Source organism: Rhodanobacter sp. UC4451_H18, assembly GCF_052978225.1.
The window spans coordinates 114302-130694 of record NZ_CM129663.1 but is presented as its reverse complement, the minus strand read 5'-3'; the positions used below and the strand labels follow the sequence as shown (position 1 = coordinate 130694).

The following is a 16393-nucleotide window of genomic DNA, read 5'->3' as shown; positions in this document are numbered from 1 at the left end:
AGGAGTGAGTGGCGAGGAGTGAGTGGAGAGGAGTGAGAAAAGAGAGGAACGCATGGGATCGCCGGCAGCTGCCTTGGCTTTCTCTCACTTCTCACTCCTCTCCACTCACTCCTCGCCCCTATACTGCCCGGATGACTTTCAAGGTATTCCTCCAATACGTCCTTCCGCACCGCTTCCTGTCCCGCCTGGTCTACTGGGCCACGCGCTGGACGTTTGCGCCGTGGAAGAACTGGCTGATCGCCACCATCGTGCGCAACTACGACGTGGACATGACCGAGGCCGCGCAGTCCGACCCGCTGGCCTACCAGCATTTCAATGCGTTCTTCACGCGCAAGCTGAAACCCGGCGCGCGCCAGGCGGATGCCGATCCGGCCACCCTGCTCTCGCCCGCCGACGGGCGCATCAGCCAGGCCGGGCACATCGTCGACGGGCGGATTTTCCAGGCGAAGGGGCAGGATTACACCGCCGCCGAACTGCTCGGCGGCGACCAGGCCGCCGCCGCGCCGTACCGCAACGGCAGCTTCGTGACGGTCTATCTGTCGCCGCGCGACTACCATCGGGTGCACATGCCGATGAAGGGAACGCTGCGCGAAACCGTGCATGTGCCGGGGCGCATCTTCAGCGTGGCGCCATTCGCGGTGGAGGCGATCCCGCGGCTGTTCGCGCGCAACGAGCGGCTGGTCTGCCATTTCGACGGCGAACGCGGCCCCTTCGTGGTGGTGATGGTCGGCGCGATCCTGGTCTCGTCGGTGGCCACGGTCTGGGACGGCCTGGTGATCCCGCCGTACGCCTCGTCGATCCGCCGCAAATCGTTTGCCGGGCAGGACATCACGCTGGAACGCTTCGCCGAGATGGCGCGCTTCAACATGGGTTCGACCGTGATCGTGTTGTTGCCGCCGGGCAGCGCGACGGTCGATCCGCTGCCGCCGCAACAGCACGTTCGCGTGGGCCAGCGGATCGGCCAGATCAGGGTGGCAGGCGGCCACTTTCCCGAAAACTGACGTTGCGCGTCATTTTGTGACGCTATGCGCGCAAATTCCGGGGGTGGCCGGTTAACCTCCTCGCGACGGACCGGCCAACATGCCGTGCCGAACCTGTGCCGAGGGGAACCATGCAGATACTCACTCCATTCTTTGCGGTGGTGCGTTCGCGCCAGCTTGGCCGCCAGTTCCGCGATGTCGAACGCAGCATCCGGACCCTGCCCAAGCGCAGCCGCGATCGGCTGAGCATGCTCACCCTGCGCGAGATCGGTCAGGCCTCGCGCTGTGATTTCCCGCACCTGTACGGCACCACGCCGGAATCGCGCTACCTGCCGTGGGGACAAGGCACCGACCTGGGCTACGAACGTGCACGTTCGAACAACGCCGAGGTCGCGCTGCGCGGCATCGCGCTGTGGCTGGCGGTCGCCTATCACGAGACCAAGACCGCCACCCAGCCCAACCTGCAGGCCCAGCACCGGCAGTTGCTGCAGTTGCTGCGCGAGCTCAAGGAGCTCCACGGCGGCGGCAGCCGCAGCGATACCTCGGACAGCTGGATGCAGGAGAGCGCCGTCGCCTGACCGCGCGGCGGCGCCCCACCCCGCGCCTCAACGGCAGACCGGCACCTTCAGATGCTGGCCCACCCGGATGCGGTGGTGCTGGAGATCGTTGATCTCGGAAATCTCCTGCACACTGGAACAATGCAGTTTGCGCACGATGCTGATCAAGGTGTCGCCGCGGCGCACGCGATACGTGGTCGTTCTCTGCGCACCCGCCTTCGCCGGCGCCTGCGCCGGATCGGGTACCACCGGCACCGTCGCACGGTGCAGGTCCGCCGCGAGGATCGGCCACGGACCATCGACGCAACGGGCGGCATAGGCACGCTCCAGTCGTTTGGGCACCCGCAGCGTGGCGCCGACCGGCTGGCTGGTATCGGGGTCGAGCCGCGGATTGAGGTTGCGCAGGGTGCGGAACCAGCCCTCCTCCATGCCATCGGCCGAACCCAGGCAGACGGTGAGCTCATCAAGCGACGCGGCGCGCTTGAGCGTGATGCTGCCGGGGTCGCCGTCGATCTTCGGGAAGCGCAGGTTGTAGCTGTCCGGATGCAGGAACAGCCACGCCGCCGCCAGCACCGCCGGCACGTAGTCGCGCGTCTCGGGCGACATCTGGTCGTAGATGCGCGGGTCGTAGAAACTCACCGACGGGTCGTCGCCCACCGCGCGGCGCATGCGGCCTTCGCCGCCGTTGTAGGCGCCGATGACGAGCTCCAGGTTGTTGTTGAAGATGCGCAACTGCTCGTTGAGGTATTCGGCATTGGCCCGCGCCGAGGCGGCCGGGTCGAAGCGCATGTCGAAGCCGTTGTCCACGCCCAGCCCGAAACGCATGCCGGTGGAATACATGAACTGCAGCGGGCCGGAGGCGCCGGAGCGCGACACCGCGTGCACCTTGCCGCCGGATTCCTGGGCCACCATGCCGAACAGCAGCGCCTCGGGCAGGTCGGCCTTCTGGTAGGCCGGCCACATATCGTGGCGCAGGTACTGGTAATTGACCCAGGCGTCCATCAGGTAAGGCCGGCGCTGGGTCAGCCACATCTCCAGCGCTGCCTTCACCGGCCCGTTCATCGCGATCAGCTGCGACAGCTTCTGTCCGTGCAGCAGCGTCACGCTGCGCTGCGCCTGCGGCAGGCTGGCCGCACCGGCATGGCCGGTGGCCAGCGCCGCCTGCGACGACTCGACATCCCCGGACAGATCCGGGAGGTCGTCGAAATCGCCATCTTTCAGGCGCAGCAGGCGGTCGAATACGGAAAAGAAGCGCTGCGGATCGCAGCCGGCGGTCACCGCACATTTCGCTGACGACTGCTTCAGCAAGTCGAGCGACTGGCGCAGGCTCAGTGCCGACGCATCGCTGTCGCCTTCGCGCGCCTGCTGCAAGGCGGTCTCGTAGCCCTTGCTGGCCTGGTTCAACTGGCCGTACAGCGCATCGGCCGGCGTCGGGGTCCTCTCGCCGCCGCTGCTGGCGCAGCCGCCCAGCAAGGTGCAGGCCAGCACAAGCGACGCGAGGTGCCGCGGGCGAAAGACGTGGGGCAACGACATGAAGAACTTCACCTGCAAAAAGCATTCACCATAGCCGGCCGCGAAGCCGGACTCAACGCACGGCGTCACAACCGCGAGCCACGCGTCGGGTTGGCTACAATCGCGTCACCACCAATGGAAGGACCGCCATGACTGACATCCTGATCGGCCGCAACGACAGCACCAGCGTCAGCCTGGACCCGCACTACGGCAATCGCCACGGCATGATCGCCGGCGCCACCGGCACCGGCAAATCCGTGTCGCTGATGGTGCTGGCCGAAGGCTTCTCGCGGCTGGGCGTGCCGTGCTTCCTGGCCGATGCCAAGGGCGACCTGGCCGGCCTGGCGATGGCCGCGGGCGAGCCGGGCGACAAGCTCAAGGCGCGCCTGGAAAAGCTAAAGCTCGCGGACTGGAAGGCGCAGGCGAACCCGGTAGTGTTCTGGGACATCTACGGCAAGCTCGGCCACCCGGTGCGCGCCACCGTCAGCGAGATGGGTCCGACCCTGCTCGGCCGCGTGCTGGAATTGAACGACACCCAGGAAGGCGTGCTCGAAGTGGTGTTCAAGGCCGCCGACGACCAGGGCTGGCTGCTGCTGGACCTGGCCGACCTGCGCGCCCTGCTTACCTACGCCGCCGAGAACGCCAAGGCGCTGTCCACCCAGTACGGGCTGATCAGCACGACCAGCATCGCGGCGATCCAGCGCGCCCTGCTGAAACTCGAGGGCGACGGCGCCGACCAGTTCTTCGGCGAGCCGGCACTGGAACTGGCCGACCTGATGCGCCAGGACATGAGCGGTCGCGGCATCATCAACGTGCTGGCCGCCGACCAGCTGATCATGAAGCCGCGGCTGTACTCCACCTTCCTGCTGTGGCTGCTGTCCGAACTGTTCGAGCAATTGCCCGAAGTGGGCGATCTCGACCAGCCGAAGATGGTGTTCTTCTTCGACGAGGCGCACCTGCTGTTCGACGACGCCTCGCCGGCGTTGCTGCAGCGGGTGGAACAGGTGGTGCGGCTGATCCGCTCCAAGGGCGTCGGCGTGTACTTCTGCTCGCAGAACCCCGACGACGTGCCCGGCGTGATCCTCGGCCAGCTCGGCAACCGCATCCAGCATGCGCTGCGCGCGTTCACCCCGCGCGACCAGAAGGCGGTCAAGGCGGCGGCGGAAACTTTCGTCGCCAACCCGAAACTCGACGTCACCGAGGCGATCACCAAGCTGGCCGTGGGCGAGGCGCTGGCCTCGACGCTGGCCCACGGCGGCGTGCCCACGCCGGTGGAACAGGTGCTGGTGACCACGCCGTGCTGCCGCATCGGCGCGATCACCGAGGCCGAGCGCGGCACCATCCGCCAGCGCTCGCCGGTGGGCGCGAAATACGACACCACGGTCAATCGCGAATCGGCCGCCGAGATGCTGGCCAAGCGCGCCGAGGACAAGGCCGCCAATGCCGCCACCGTGGCGGCCGACGCGCCGACCAATGGCTCGGCGAAGGAAGCGGACGGCGGCTGGGGCGGCGCCGTGCATGACGCCCTGTTCGGCACCAAGCGCCGCCAGGGCATGATCGAGACGATGGGCAAGCAGATGGTGCGCACCGCGGGCAGCCAGCTCGGCCGACAGATCCTGCGCGGCGTGCTGGGCGGCATCTTCGGCGGCAAGCGCTGAGGCGCCGCCGATGCCGCGCGTCGAAATCGTCGCCGCCGATACGCCGTTCTCGCAGCGCCTGCGGGACGGTTTCGGCTATCCGCTGCGCGGCGCCGCACTGGCCACCTGCGTGGCGCTGGCGCTGGCCCACTACGTCGGCCTGCTGCCGGGCTATGTCGGTGCGCTGGCCAGCGCGCTGGTCTGGGCCGCTACCTGGCGTTATGCCGCGGACTGCATGCAGCACACCGCCAACGGCTACGCCGACCCGCCGGACGTGGGCAGTGACGGCAACAGCGCCAGCGGCTGGGGACTGACCGCGATTCACCTGCTGGTGGTCGCCTTGTGCGTGGTCTCCATCGTGTTCTTCCCGCGCCTGCTGTGGCCGGTGCTGCTCCTGGCGGCGCTGGTGCTGCCGGCGATCGACATGTCGCTGGCGTTCGACGGCAACCTCGCGCTGGCCATCAATCCGCTCAACTGGTTGCGCATCATCGGCGGTTTCGGCGGCGCGTATCTGGTCCCCGTGGCGATCAACCTGCTGCTCGGCGTGCTGATCGTGGTCGCCTCGGTCACCACTGCGCGGCTGCCGCGACTGCTCGCCTTGCCGCTGTTCGCGTTCGCCTACACCTACCTGATCGTGCTCGCCTTTCATCTCATGGGCGCGATGATCCACCAGCGCCACGAGCGTTTCGGCATGGTTCCGGAAGCGCCGGAGCTGGCCAAGGCTTCCGGGCAGGACGCCGACGACCGACTGGTGGATGCCGCGCGCCAGCAGGCAACCGACGATCCGCAGGCCGCGTTGCGCCAACTTGCCGCGCGACTGCGCGAGCGCGCGGCGCCACCCGCCGTGCACCAGTTCTACCGCGAGCTGCTGCACCGGCAGGGCCTGCGCGACGACCTGCTGGTGCACGGCCAGATCTGGATTGCCGCGCTGATCGCCCAGGGCGAATCGCGGCGCGCCCTCGGCGTGCTGCAGGAATGCTGCGGCATCGACGCCAGCTTCATCCCGGACGACCCGCAGACCTGCGGCGCCCTGGCCGACCTGGCCGTGCGGATGGGCATGAGCCGCCTCGCGATCCATCTCGGCCAAGGTTATGTCGCGCACTGGCCACGCGACCCGCAGGCGCCACACTACGGCCTGCTGGCCGCACGCGCACTGGCCGCCCATGCCGACCAGCACGCCGACGCGGCAGCGCTGCTCGACCGGCTCGTCGCGGCCTGGCCCGAGCACCCGCTGCGCGGCGAGATCGACGCCCAGCGACGACAACTGGCCAGCCCGGCATGAGCCGCTGGCGCCCGCCCTCGCCCGGCTCCACCGCGATCATCACCCGCGACGGCTTCGAACGGCTCAAGGCCGAACTCGACCACCTCTGGCACGTGTTGCGCCCGGAAGTGGTGAAGGCCCTCGCCGCGGCAGCCGCCGAAGGCGATCGCTCGGAGAACGCCGAATACACCTATCGCAAGAAACAGCTCGGCGAAATCGACCGCCGCGCGCGTTACCTCAGCAAACGCATTCCCGCACTGAAAGTTGCCGAGGGCGTGCCGGGCGATCGCCGCGCCGTGTTTTTCGGCGCCTGCATCGGGCTGGAGAACGTGGACAGCGGCGAAGTCCACCGCTACCGCATCGTGGGCCCGGACGAGACTGACGCCAGGCGCGGCTGGATCAGCATCGACTCGCCGCTGGCGCGGGCCGTGCTGAAGAAGCGCGTCGACGACGAATTCTCCGCCGAGCTGCCGGGCGGGCGGGCGGAGTTCGTGGTGCTTTCGGTGGATTACGAGCAGGAAGCCTGACGCGGGCCAGTCGACCGCTCAATGCGGCCGGAGCAGTTTCAATGCATGCTGGTGGTCGCGTTCGATCTGCGCCAGCCGCGCCTGCCGTGCCTGCGGGCTGATCCACCGGCCCTGCTCGGCCTGCTGCCGCAGCAAGGTGTATTGCATGTCGACGAAGGGCTGCAGCACGTGGTTGGTCTCCGCCGCGAAACCGCCCAGGTCCGGAATCCGCGCCAGCCGCTCGCGCTGGCGCTCGCCGACCTCGCCGGGCGCCTTGCCGTAGGCCAGCAGGAATGCCGTGAGCTTCTGGCGCAGCGATTCGGGCATGCCGTCGCGGATCACCAGCACGCCGGAGGGAATCAGCCGCGAGCGCCAGATCACCCGCAGTTGCGCTGCCTCGCGCGGAAAGTTGCGCCGGAACAGGTCCATGTCCGGGTTGTTGCTGCTGGCCACGTCCACTTCGCGGTTGACCACGGCGAGCAGGTTGCTCTGATGATCGCCCACCCGCACGTTGGCGAAGAAAGTGTCCGAATTGAGCCCGCGCGGCGCGAACACGTAGGCTTCCGGCGCGGTATAGCCGGTGACCGAAAGCTGTTCGCTGCGCGCATAACGCCAGCCGTGGCTGGTCGTGGCGAGCAGGTCGTTCAGATCGCGGATCGGGCTGTCGCTGCGCACCACCAGCATGGCGACGTTGCCGTTGACGCCATCGTTGCGCACGAACTGGGCGAACACCTGCATGTGCTGCTGCGTCACCGCCTCCACCGCGAGCTTGCCGGAGAGAAAGGCCACGTCCACCCGCTGCGCGCCGATGGCGTCGGACAGGCCGGCGTAGCTGCTCACCGACACGGTGGTCACGGGGTGGTCCAACTGCTTGTGCAAGTCGTCCAGCAGCGGCCGCCATTGCTCCAGCGACTCGGCCGCGCTGCCGATCGGCAGGATGCCGAAGCGGATCGGCTCCATCGGTGTCGCTGCCTGCGCCGTCCCCGCTCCGGCGCACGCGAGCAGCACACCCTGGGTGAGCAGGGCTGCAAGCATCCACGTCACGCCACGCCCGAGACGCCCCTGGCGTCGTCGCAAACCCGCGATATTCAATGCCCTGCTCCCTCGAACCCCGTGCTCCCCGATTGCTCGTATATAGTCGCGATCGGTCGATCCGGCAAGCACGGGGAGGGCTTCGGCGTCGCGGAAGATGCCGGCCCGGATGCGGATGCAGGGTTTCCGGGCGATCGGTCAACCTCTGGCCAGCGGCGGCGGGTAACTCCGCCCGGCCCGCACCGGCCGAAAGCACGCCGCCTCGCGCACGAAAGCCTCCTGCTCGTTGTCCGGATGCCAGCCGGGCACGCCGGCCAGCGGCAAGGGGCGCAGTTCCAGCGGATCGCCGAGCACATCGCCGTTGCCGATGGCCTGCGCGCAGGCTTCGAGGACCTCGCCCGGTGACAACCGCGGCCCGGCGACCACCAGCGCCTTGCCCACCAGCAGTTGCGCCGGTGTTAGCGCGTGTTCGAGCAAGGCGTGGCCGAACACCTCGACATGGATGCGCCCGTCGAACCACGCCTCCCGCTCGCGCCAGAACAGGCCATGCCAGTCATGCGCATTCCACAGCGCCAGCAGCGCCGGATCGCGCAGCGCGACCACGACGCCGGCCTCGTCGAAATGGGTCAGTGCGCATTGCGCACGCGAGCGCTGCCTGGTGCCCATGCGGGCGATTTCGGCCACCTGCCGCGCGTTGAGCGCGCGCTTGAGCGCACAGTGGCGCAGCCAGGCGAGTGCGTTGAACAGGTCGTGCCAGTTGCGTTCGCGGGTAGCGATCGCGCCGTGTTCGGCAATGCGCTGTTCGTAGTGCAGGCCGTCGGCCAGCAGTTCACGGGTCTGCGCCACGAAGCGTTCGTGCATGCCGGCGGGGCGGGCGGCATTGAGCGCATCGATGGATGGCCAGTCGCGGCCCTCGACCAACCGGGCGTGCTCGCGCCACGCGGCCAGCGGCATCCGACCGAACACTTGCGGATCGACCGCACCGCGCGCCGGCGCCACATAGCGCATGGCGCGTCACACGATCTTGAGCGCGGGATGCGCCAGGCGCGCGTGCAGGTCGTGTTCGCTGGCCGCCTCGACCACCACGTCCACGAACTGGCCCGGCTTCAGCTGCTGGCCGTCGGCGATCAGCACGCAGCCGTCGATCTCCGGCGCATCGGCGGCCGAGCGAGCCACCGCGCCGTCGACGCCGGCCTCGTCCACCAGCACCTTGAGCGTGCGGCCGATCTTGCGCTGCAGTTTGGCGGCGGAGATTTCCGCCTGCACCGCCATGAACTGTTCGAGGCGATCCTCCTTCAGCTCCTCGGACACCGCGCCGGGCAGCTCGTTGGCCTTGGCGCCGTCCACCGGCGAATAGGCGAACGCGCCCACGCGGTCCAGTTCGGCCTCGCGCAGGAAGTCCAGCAGCTCCTCGAACTCGGCATCGGTCTCGCCGGGGAAACCGACGATGAAGGTGCTGCGGATGGTCAGCTCCGGCACCAGCTCGCGCCAGTTCCGGATGCGCTCCAGCGTCTTGTCGATGTTGCCGGGGCGCTTCATCAATTTCAGGATGCGCGGGCTGGCGTGCTGGAACGGGATGTCGAGGTAGGGCAGGATTTTTCCCCCCGCCATCAGCGGCATCAGCTCGTCCACGTGCGGGTACGGGTAGACGTAGTGCAGGCGCGTCCACGCGCCGAGTTCGGACAGGCCTTCGCACAGCTCGGTCATGCGGGTGCGGTAGTTCTTCCCGCGCCACGGGCGCTCGGCGTACTTCACGTCGACGCCATAGGCGCTGGTGTCCTGCGAGATCACCAGCAGTTCCTTCACGCCGCCCCTGACCAGTTTCTCGGCCTCCACCAGCACCTCGTCGACCGGCCGCGAGACCAGGTTGCCGCGCATCGAGGGGATGATGCAGAAGCTGCAGCGGTGGTTGCAGCCCTCGGAAATCTTGAGGTACGCGTAGTGCTTCGGCGTCAGCTTCACGCCGGTGTCCGGCACGATGTCGAGGAACTTGTTGCGCGTGGGCGGCAACACCTCGTGCACCGCGCTCATCACGCTGGCGTAATCCTGCGGGCCGCTGATCGAGAGCACGTCCGGATATGCCTCGCGGATCAGCTCGGCGCGCTTGCCCAGGCAGCCGGTGACGATCACCTTGCCGTTCTCGTTGAGCGCGGTGCCGATCGAGTCCAGCGACTCCTGCACCGCCGCGTCGATGAAGCCGCAGGTGTTCACCACCACCGCGTCGGCCTCGCCGTAGCTGGGCACGATCTGGTAGCCCTCCACCTTGAGCTGGGTGAGGATGCGCTCGGAATCCACCAGCGCCTTGGGGCAACCGAGACTGACGAAGCCGATCTTCTGGGTGGGCTGGGGCATGGCGGACGGCTACCGTGGCAGGGCGCGAAAACGGTTGATTATACGTGACGGCCACGCCCTCGCCGCTGCGGTTACCATCGCCGCATCGGCAACTGATCGAGGCAGAGCCATGGGCCAGGACATCACCATCCCCACCGGCGGCACCCATTGCATCGGCGCCTACATGGCCACCGCCGAGGGCAAGCCCAAGGGCGGCCTGGTGGTGATCCAGGAAATCTACGGCGTCACCGCGCACATCCGCCGGGTGGTCGACCACTTCGCCGCGCTCGGCTATACCGCGATCGCGCCGGCGTTCTTCGACCACCTGGAAAGCGGCGTGGAACTGGCCTATGACCAGGTGGGCACCAACAAGGGCCGCAACCTGGTCAACGAGCTGGGGCTGGAGCGTGCCGTCGAGGACGTCGCCAGCGCCGCCGAGGCCATTTCCTCGGCGGGGAAAATCGGCACGGTCGGCTACTGCTGGGGCGGCACCGTCGCCCTGCTCGCCGCGCTGCGCCTGGGGCTGCCGTCGGTGAGCTACTACGGCGCGCGCAACCTGCCGTTCCTGCACGAGGTGCCCAGGGCGCCGGTGATGTTCCATTTCGGCGAGAAGGATCAGAACATCACGCCGGAGATGGTGGAGAAACATCGCGTGGCGCTGCCGCAGATGGAACTGTTCACCTACCCGGCGGACCACGCGTTCAACCGCGATGGCAGCAAGGCGTATCACGAAGCCAGCGCCAAACTGGCGCTGCAGCGCACGCTGGCCTTCTTCGACAAGCACTTGGCCAACGCATGAGCGAGGCGTTCACCCTCGACCCGCGGCTGGCCGCCGACACCCGCCTGCTCGCCTCGCTGCCGCTGTGCGACGTGCGCCTGATGGATGACGCGCGCTACGGCTGGCTGGTGCTGGTGCCGCGCCGCGACGGCCTGGTCGAGATCGCCGACCTGGACGAGGACGAACAGGCCACGCTGTGGCACGAAGTCAACCGCGCCGCCGCCGCCCTGCGCGCGGCGATGCCGTGCGACAAGCTCAACCTGGGCGCGCTGGGCAACATCGTGCGGCAGTTGCACGTGCACGTGGTGGCGCGTCGCGAGGGCGATGCCGGCTGGCCCGGCCCGGTGTGGGGCCACGGCCAGCGCGAGCCCTGCGCCGAAGCCGTGCTGCACGAGCGGATGACCGCGCTGCGGCAAGCACTCGCGGCGCGCGGCTAGCGTGCCGGCCGACGCGATCCAGTTCGAGCCGCTGGCCGAGGATGCGCTGCTGCTGCGCTTCGGCGACCGCATCGAGCCGGTGCTCAACGACCGCGTGCACGCCGCCGTGGCCGCGCTGCGGGATCTGCCTTCGCTGGAATGCGTGCCAGCCTATGCCAGCGTGCTGTTGCGATTCGCGCCGGCGGCGTGGCAAGGCGACGAGGCGGCGAGTGCGCACCAGCGCGTGGAACGGGCCGCGCGCATCGCGCTGGAAACCCGCCACGCGCCGGCCGGCGCTGGCCGCATCCACGAAATCCCCGTGTGCTACGGCGGCCCGCACGGCCCGGATCTGGATGAACTGGCGCAGCACCTGGGCCTGTCCGGGACGGTGGTGGTGGCTCGCCACGTCGGCGTCGACTACCGCGTGGCGATGCTCGGCTTCGCGCCCGGCTTCCCCTACCTGCTGGGGCTCGATCCCACGCTGGCGATGCCGCGCCGACGCGACCCGCGCACCCGCGTGCCTGCCGGCAGCGTGGCGATCGGCGGCGCGCAGACCGGCATCTATCCGGCCGAACTGCCCGGCGGCTGGCATCTGATCGGGCGCACGCCGCTGCGCCTGTTCGACGCCGACGCAAGCGAACCTTCGCTGCTGGCCGCCGGCGACCGCGTGCGCTTCCGCGCGATCGACGCGGAGGAATTCGCCGACCTCGATGCGGTGCGGCGCCGATGAGCGTGCGCGTGCTCAAGCCCGGCCTGCTCGGCACGCTGCAGGATCGCGGCCGCCCCGGTCATGCAGCGATCGGCGTGGGCCGCGCCGGCGCGATGGACCTGCCGGCCTGGCGCCTGGCCAACGCGCTGGTCGGCAACCCCGGCGACGAGGCGGCGCTCGAATGCACCCTGCTCGGCCCGACCCTGCGCTTCGAACACGCGGCGTGGATCGCGATCACCGGTGCGCCGATCGCCGCCCGGGCCGGCGACACCGACTTGCCGACCTGGACAGCCTGCTGGCTGCCCGCCGGCAGCGTGCTGCAACTGGGCCGCATGGCCGCCGGCTGCCGCAGCTACCTGGCCGTGCGCGGGGGTTTCGACGTGGCCGCCGTGCTGGGCAGCCGCAGCAGCGACCTGCACGCCGGGCTCGGCCGCGCGCTGCAAACCGGCGACACGCTGCCGGTCGGCGCCACCGCCAGCAGCGCGGCGCCGGCGAACCATCCCCACGCCCTGCCATGGCGACTCGACCCGCGGCCATGGTTCGACTTCGCGCAAACGCCGCTCATGCTGCTGCCCGGCAGCCACCACGCGCAACTCGACGAGGTGTCGCGGCAAGCACTGCACATCGGCACTTTCCGCGTCGCCAGCGACAGCAACCGCACCGCCAGCCGTCTGGACGGCGCACGCCTGCAGTTGCGCGCACCGCTGGAACTGATCTCCGAGGCAACCCTGCCCGGCACGATGCAACTGCCGCCGTCCGGCCAGCCGATCGTGCTGATGGCCGAGGCGCCGGTGACCGGCGGCTATCCGCGCATCGGCCAGCTTGCCGCGGCGGATCTTCCGCGCCTGGCGCAACGCCGGCCGGGCGATCCCGTATGCTTTCGCCGTGGCACACTGGAACAGGCTGCCGATCGCCTGCGGCGCCGCGAGCAGGCGCTCGACGCCCTGTGCCGGCAGATCGCGCGACGACTGCAACACGACGGACTCCTCCCCGCATGACTGGCCTTGCATGACGCGCATCGACCTCAATGGCGACCTCGGCGAATCGTTCGGCGCCTGGCGAATGGGCGAGGACGCTGCGCTGCTCGATGTGGTCAGCTCGGCCAACCTCGCCTGCGGCTTCCACGCCGGCGACTTCATGACCATGCAGCAGACCGTGGCCGCCGCGATGGAGCGCGGCGTGGCGATCGGCGCCCACGTCTCGCTGCCCGACCTGCAGGGCTTCGGCCGCCGCGAGATGCGCGTGACACCCGCCGAGGTGCACGCGATGACGCTGTACCAGCTCGGCGCGCTGCACGGCTTCGCTCACGCCGCCGGCACCCGGCTGAGCCACGTCAAGCCGCATGGCGCGCTGTACAACATGGCGGCACGCGATCGCGCGCTGGCCGATGCGATCGCCGCGGCGGTGTGCCAGTTCGACCCGCGCCTGCGGCTGTTCGGCCTGAGCGGATCGGCACTGGTCGACGCCGGCGCGGCGCAGGGCCTGTCGGTGGCCGCCGAGGCATTCGCCGACCGTCGCTACCGGCCGGATGGCACGCTGCAGCCGCGCAGCGAAGCCGGTGCGGTGATCGACGATGCCGGACTGGCCACTGCGCAGGCCTTGCAGATCGCGCTCGACGGCACCGTCACCGCCATCGACGGCAGCACCATCGCCATGCGCGCCGACACGCTGTGCCTGCACGGCGACGGCGTACATGCCGCACGCCTGGCGCGCAGCCTGCGCGCCGGGCTGGAAGCGGCCGGGGTGACCATCACGGCAACGGGTGAGGCATGAACTACTGGCCCCTGCTCGGCGTGGCGGTGATCGTGATCGGCTTCGCGCTGCGCTTCAACGCGGTGCCGGTGGTGGTGGTGGCGGCCCTGGTCAGCGGGCTGCTGGCGGGCCTGTCGGTGGCCGACCTGCTCGCCCTGCTGGGCAACAGTTTCGTGTCGCAGCGCATGCTGCTGCTGTTCGTGCTGACCTTGCCGGCGATCGGCCTGCTCGAGCGCGCCGGCCTGCGCGAACACGCCCAGCGCTGGATGGCGCGATTGCAGAACCTGACCCTGGCGCGGCTGCTGATCGGCTACCTGCTGCTGCGCCAGTTGCTGGCCACGATGGGCCTGACCGGCGTGGCCGGCGCGGCGCAGACCGTGCGTCCGCTGCTGGCGCCGATGGGCGAGGCCGCGGCGCAGAAGATCCTGCCCGAGCTGGACCAGGACGATCGCGAGGAGCTGCGCGCGGTCGCCGCGGCCACCGACAACATCGGCCGCTTCTTCGGCGAGGACGTGTTCATCGCGCTGGGCGCGGTGCTGCTGATCCAGGCCTTCTACACCCAGCATGGCATCGAGCTGAGTCCGCTGGCGATCGCCTTGTGGGCCCTGCCCACGGCAGTGGCCGCGTTCGTCATCCAGTCGGTACGCATCTGGCTGTATCAGCGCCGGCTGCAACGACGCGCCGGCCGCCGCGAGCGGAGCGCCTGAGCATGCTGCGGATCGAACACGCGTACTGGCTGATCGCCGCCTTCCTGCTCTACAGCGGCTGGCGCAATTTGCGCGACGGCCACCGCTGGCACGCCGCCTTCTGGATCGTGCTGGGCCTGCTGTTCGGCGCCGGGGATTTCATCCTGGCGCAGTCGGCGGCCGGCAACGCCCTGCCCGCGCAGATCGCCGGCATCGGCGTGATCGCACTGGCCTGCCTGGCGCCGCGGCTGCGCCGCCAGGCGCATCCGGAAAACCGCAGCGCCGAACAACGCCTGCAGTCGGCGATCGAACTCGGCCACCGGCTGTTCGGGCCAGCCCTGCTGATTCCGCTGGTGACCCTGCTGGTGGCGTTGTTCGGCGGCTACCTGGTGATCGGGCAGTTCGCACTGTTCGCCCAGTCGCAGATGACGCTGACCGGGCTGGCGCTGGCCTGCGTGATCGCCCTGCTGGCCGCCGCAAGGGTGGCGCGCACGCCGGTGCACGAAGGTGTGGCCGAGGGCCGGCGACTGCTCGATGCGATCGGCTGGGCCGCCTTGCTGCCGCTGCTGCTCGCGGCGCTTGGCCAGGTGTTCACGCGGAGCGGCGTGGGCGCGGCGATCGCCGAGATCGCCACCGATTTCCTGCCCACCGGCAACGCCACCGCGGCACTGGCGGTGTTCGCGCTGGGCATGGTGCTGTTCACCGTCATCATGGGCAACGCGTTTGCCGCCTTTCCGGTGATGATGGCCGGCATCGGCCTGCCGCTGCTGATCCAGCAGCACGGCGCGCACCCGGCGATCCTCGGCGCGATGGGCATGCTGTGCGGCTACTGCGGCACCCTGCTGACGCCAATGGCGGCCGACTTCAACCTGGTGCCGGCGGCGCTGCTGGAATTGCGCAACCCCTACGGCGTGATCAAGGCGCAGGCCTGGAGCGCGCTGTGGATCTTCGCCAGCACGTTCACCATGATGTGGCTGCTGGTGTTTCGATGAACGCGCGAGGCCCGATGAGCAAAACCCTGCCACGTATCCTGTTGACCGGCTTCGACCCGTTCGGCGGCGAGACGGTCAACCCCTCGTGGGAAGCCGCGCGCGCCCTGCACGGGCGGCGCATCGGCGGGCACCGGGTGGTGGCGCGGCAAATCCCGACCGAGTTCGCCGCCTCGCTGCGCCTGCTCAAGGCCGCCCTGCGGGAAACGACGCCGGCGATCGTGCTGGGCGTGGGCCAGGCTGGCGGGCGCGCGCAGTTGTCGCTGGAACGCGTGGCGATCAACCTGCAGGATGCGCGGATTCCCGACAACGCCGGCGCCCAACCGATCGACGAGCCGGTGATCCCCGGCGCGCCCGCGGCCTACTTCAGCACCCTGCCGCTGAAGGCGATGCTGGCGGCCCTGCACGAGGCCGGACTGCCCGCCGCGATCTCGCACACGGCCGGCACCTACGTGTGCAACCACCTCGCCTACGCGGCGCTGCACTGGAGCGCGCCCAAGCGCCGCGTGCGCGCCGGCTTCATCCACATCCCGTGGCTGCCGCTGCAGGCCGCATCGCGGCCCGGCGCGCCCAGCATGGCACTGGACGACATGGTGCGCGGCCTGGAGATCGCGCTGCGGGTGGCGGCCGTCACGCACGCCGACCTGCGCCTCGGCGGCGGCACGATCGCCTGATCGCCGTTCGACAAAAAGCCCGCGGCTCGCGCCACGGGCTTTTCGCGGTGCCGCGGTCGCGGCGGTTCAGTGCTGCTGCGAGGGCTCGTAGCCGCCGCCGTCGCTGGACGGCTGCGCGCGCTGCTGGTGGTCCTCCAGCTTGCGCGCCTTGACGTCGACCGGGCTGATCTGGGTGAGGCGGCCCTTGTGGTCGAAGAAATACGCGGCAAAGCCGTAGTCGATCGACATGCGGGCCAGATACTGCAGGTGCTTCTTGCCGACCTTGGCCTCGTCACTGTCGATCAACAGCACTTTCGCGGGCAGCTTGCCCTGGTCGCGCAGGTAGGCGAAGTGACTGCCGGCATCGAGCGCCGAGAGCACCGCGCCATCGATCAGGAATTGCCCGTCCTTGTACGCCTGCATGGTCAGGCTGAATTCGCCCTTCATCGACGCCGCCAGGTGCTGCTCGTTCTTGACCTGGTTGCGGTGGCAACCGGCCAGCAGCAACACGCTGCCCAGCACGATCGCGGCGGACATGCGGACAAGCAGGGTGGACATTCGGCTCATGCAGCTCTCCCGGAAGGCGTCGTGGCA

18 protein-coding genes are annotated in these 16393 nt (G+C 69.4%); 13 read left to right on the top strand and 5 right to left on the bottom strand.

Features of this window, described 5'->3' with window-relative positions:
- Positions 1 to 131 precede the first annotated feature (131 nt).
- Both asd and ACVCMG_RS00675 read left to right on the top strand, forming a co-directional pair.
- Positions 132 to 1001, top strand: a complete 870-nt coding sequence (asd, locus tag ACVCMG_RS00680) for an archaetidylserine decarboxylase (RefSeq protein WP_395119053.1) — start codon at positions 132 to 134, stop codon at positions 999 to 1001.
- 110 nt (positions 1002 to 1111) lie between these two features.
- Positions 1112 to 1558 (top strand): hypothetical protein, encoded by a 447-nt coding sequence (locus tag ACVCMG_RS00675; RefSeq protein ID WP_395119055.1) that lies wholly within the window; start codon positions 1112 to 1114, stop codon positions 1556 to 1558.
- A 27-nt stretch (positions 1559 to 1585) separates the two neighbouring features.
- Here the strand turns inward: ACVCMG_RS00675 and ACVCMG_RS00670 are convergent, their stop codons facing one another.
- Positions 1586 to 3070 carry a lytic transglycosylase domain-containing protein gene (locus ACVCMG_RS00670; RefSeq protein WP_395119057.1) on the bottom strand — a complete coding sequence of 495 codons (1485 nt, stop codon included), beginning with the start codon at positions 3068 to 3070 and terminating at the stop codon, positions 1586 to 1588.
- Positions 3071 to 3198: 128 nt separating this feature from the next.
- On the opposite strand from ACVCMG_RS00670, the gene ACVCMG_RS00665 reads away from it, so the two are divergent.
- Genes ACVCMG_RS00665 through greB form a run of 3 tightly spaced genes read left to right on the top strand, consistent with a single transcriptional unit; the run spans position 3199 to position 6474 of the window.
- Positions 3199 to 4707 carry a helicase HerA-like domain-containing protein gene (locus ACVCMG_RS00665; RefSeq protein WP_447114663.1) on the top strand — a complete coding sequence of 503 codons (1509 nt, stop codon included), beginning with the start codon at positions 3199 to 3201 and terminating at the stop codon, positions 4705 to 4707.
- A 10-nt stretch (positions 4708 to 4717) separates the two neighbouring features.
- Positions 4718 to 5968, top strand: a complete 1251-nt coding sequence (locus ACVCMG_RS00660; RefSeq protein ID WP_447114662.1) for a hypothetical protein — start codon at positions 4718 to 4720, stop codon at positions 5966 to 5968.
- Complete coding sequence (gene greB, locus ACVCMG_RS00655) at positions 5965 to 6474, top strand: transcription elongation factor GreB (RefSeq protein ID WP_447098683.1); 510 nt, start codon at positions 5965 to 5967, stop codon at positions 6472 to 6474. Before ACVCMG_RS00660 ends, greB begins: the two co-directional genes overlap by 4 nt.
- 18 nt (positions 6475 to 6492) lie before the next feature.
- On the opposite strand, the gene phnD is transcribed toward greB, so the two are convergent.
- The 3 genes from phnD to rimO form a co-directional block, all read right to left on the bottom strand.
- Complete coding sequence (phnD, locus tag ACVCMG_RS00650) at positions 6493 to 7488, bottom strand: phosphate/phosphite/phosphonate ABC transporter substrate-binding protein (RefSeq protein ID WP_447106268.1); 996 nt, start codon at positions 7486 to 7488, stop codon at positions 6493 to 6495.
- A gap of 195 nt (positions 7489 to 7683) precedes the next feature.
- Positions 7684 to 8493 (bottom strand): DUF3025 domain-containing protein, encoded by an 810-nt coding sequence (locus tag ACVCMG_RS00645; RefSeq protein WP_395119067.1) that lies wholly within the window; start codon positions 8491 to 8493, stop codon positions 7684 to 7686.
- A gap of 6 nt (positions 8494 to 8499) precedes the next feature.
- Complete coding sequence (rimO, locus tag ACVCMG_RS00640) at positions 8500 to 9837, bottom strand: 30S ribosomal protein S12 methylthiotransferase RimO (protein WP_395119069.1); 1338 nt, start codon at positions 9835 to 9837, stop codon at positions 8500 to 8502.
- A gap of 109 nt (positions 9838 to 9946) precedes the next feature.
- On the opposite strand from rimO, the gene ACVCMG_RS00635 reads away from it, so the two are divergent.
- From ACVCMG_RS00635 to pcp, 8 genes are read left to right on the top strand one after another with little or no spacing between them, the layout of a single operon-like run.
- Positions 9947 to 10615, top strand: a complete 669-nt coding sequence (locus tag ACVCMG_RS00635; RefSeq protein ID WP_395119071.1) for a dienelactone hydrolase family protein — start codon at positions 9947 to 9949, stop codon at positions 10613 to 10615.
- Complete coding sequence (locus ACVCMG_RS00630) at positions 10612 to 11031, top strand: HIT domain-containing protein (RefSeq protein WP_447114661.1); 420 nt, start codon at positions 10612 to 10614, stop codon at positions 11029 to 11031. The genes ACVCMG_RS00635 and ACVCMG_RS00630 overlap by 4 nt, the downstream gene beginning before the upstream one ends.
- Position 11032: 1 nt before the next feature.
- Positions 11033 to 11740 (top strand): 5-oxoprolinase subunit PxpB, encoded by a 708-nt coding sequence (gene pxpB / locus ACVCMG_RS00625; RefSeq protein ID WP_447114660.1) that lies wholly within the window; start codon positions 11033 to 11035, stop codon positions 11738 to 11740.
- Positions 11737 to 12717, top strand: coding sequence for a 5-oxoprolinase subunit C family protein (locus tag ACVCMG_RS00620; protein ID WP_447106273.1), 981 nt, complete (start codon positions 11737 to 11739; stop codon positions 12715 to 12717). The genes pxpB and ACVCMG_RS00620 overlap by 4 nt, the downstream gene beginning before the upstream one ends.
- A 10-nt stretch (positions 12718 to 12727) precedes the next feature.
- Entirely contained in the window at positions 12728 to 13492 is a 765-nt protein-coding gene (locus ACVCMG_RS00615; protein ID WP_447114659.1) for a LamB/YcsF family protein, read from the top strand.
- Positions 13489 to 14178, top strand: coding sequence for a DUF969 domain-containing protein (locus tag ACVCMG_RS00610; protein ID WP_447114658.1), 690 nt, complete (start codon positions 13489 to 13491; stop codon positions 14176 to 14178). Before ACVCMG_RS00615 ends, ACVCMG_RS00610 begins: the two co-directional genes overlap by 4 nt.
- Before the next feature lie 2 nt (positions 14179 to 14180).
- Positions 14181 to 15149 carry a 5-oxoproline transporter, DUF979 family subunit gene (locus tag ACVCMG_RS00605; RefSeq protein ID WP_395119083.1) on the top strand — a complete coding sequence of 323 codons (969 nt, stop codon included), beginning with the start codon at positions 14181 to 14183 and terminating at the stop codon, positions 15147 to 15149.
- 14 nt (positions 15150 to 15163) lie between these two features.
- Positions 15164 to 15820 carry a pyroglutamyl-peptidase I gene (gene pcp, locus ACVCMG_RS00600; protein ID WP_395119085.1) on the top strand — a complete coding sequence of 219 codons (657 nt, stop codon included), beginning with the start codon at positions 15164 to 15166 and terminating at the stop codon, positions 15818 to 15820.
- Positions 15821 to 15886: 66 nt separating this feature from the next.
- On the opposite strand, the gene ACVCMG_RS00595 is transcribed toward pcp, so the two are convergent.
- Positions 15887 to 16366: a hypothetical protein gene (locus tag ACVCMG_RS00595; protein ID WP_395119087.1), complete on the bottom strand. Its 480-nt coding sequence runs from the start codon at positions 16364 to 16366 to the stop codon at positions 15887 to 15889.
- Positions 16367 to 16393 lie beyond the last annotated feature (27 nt).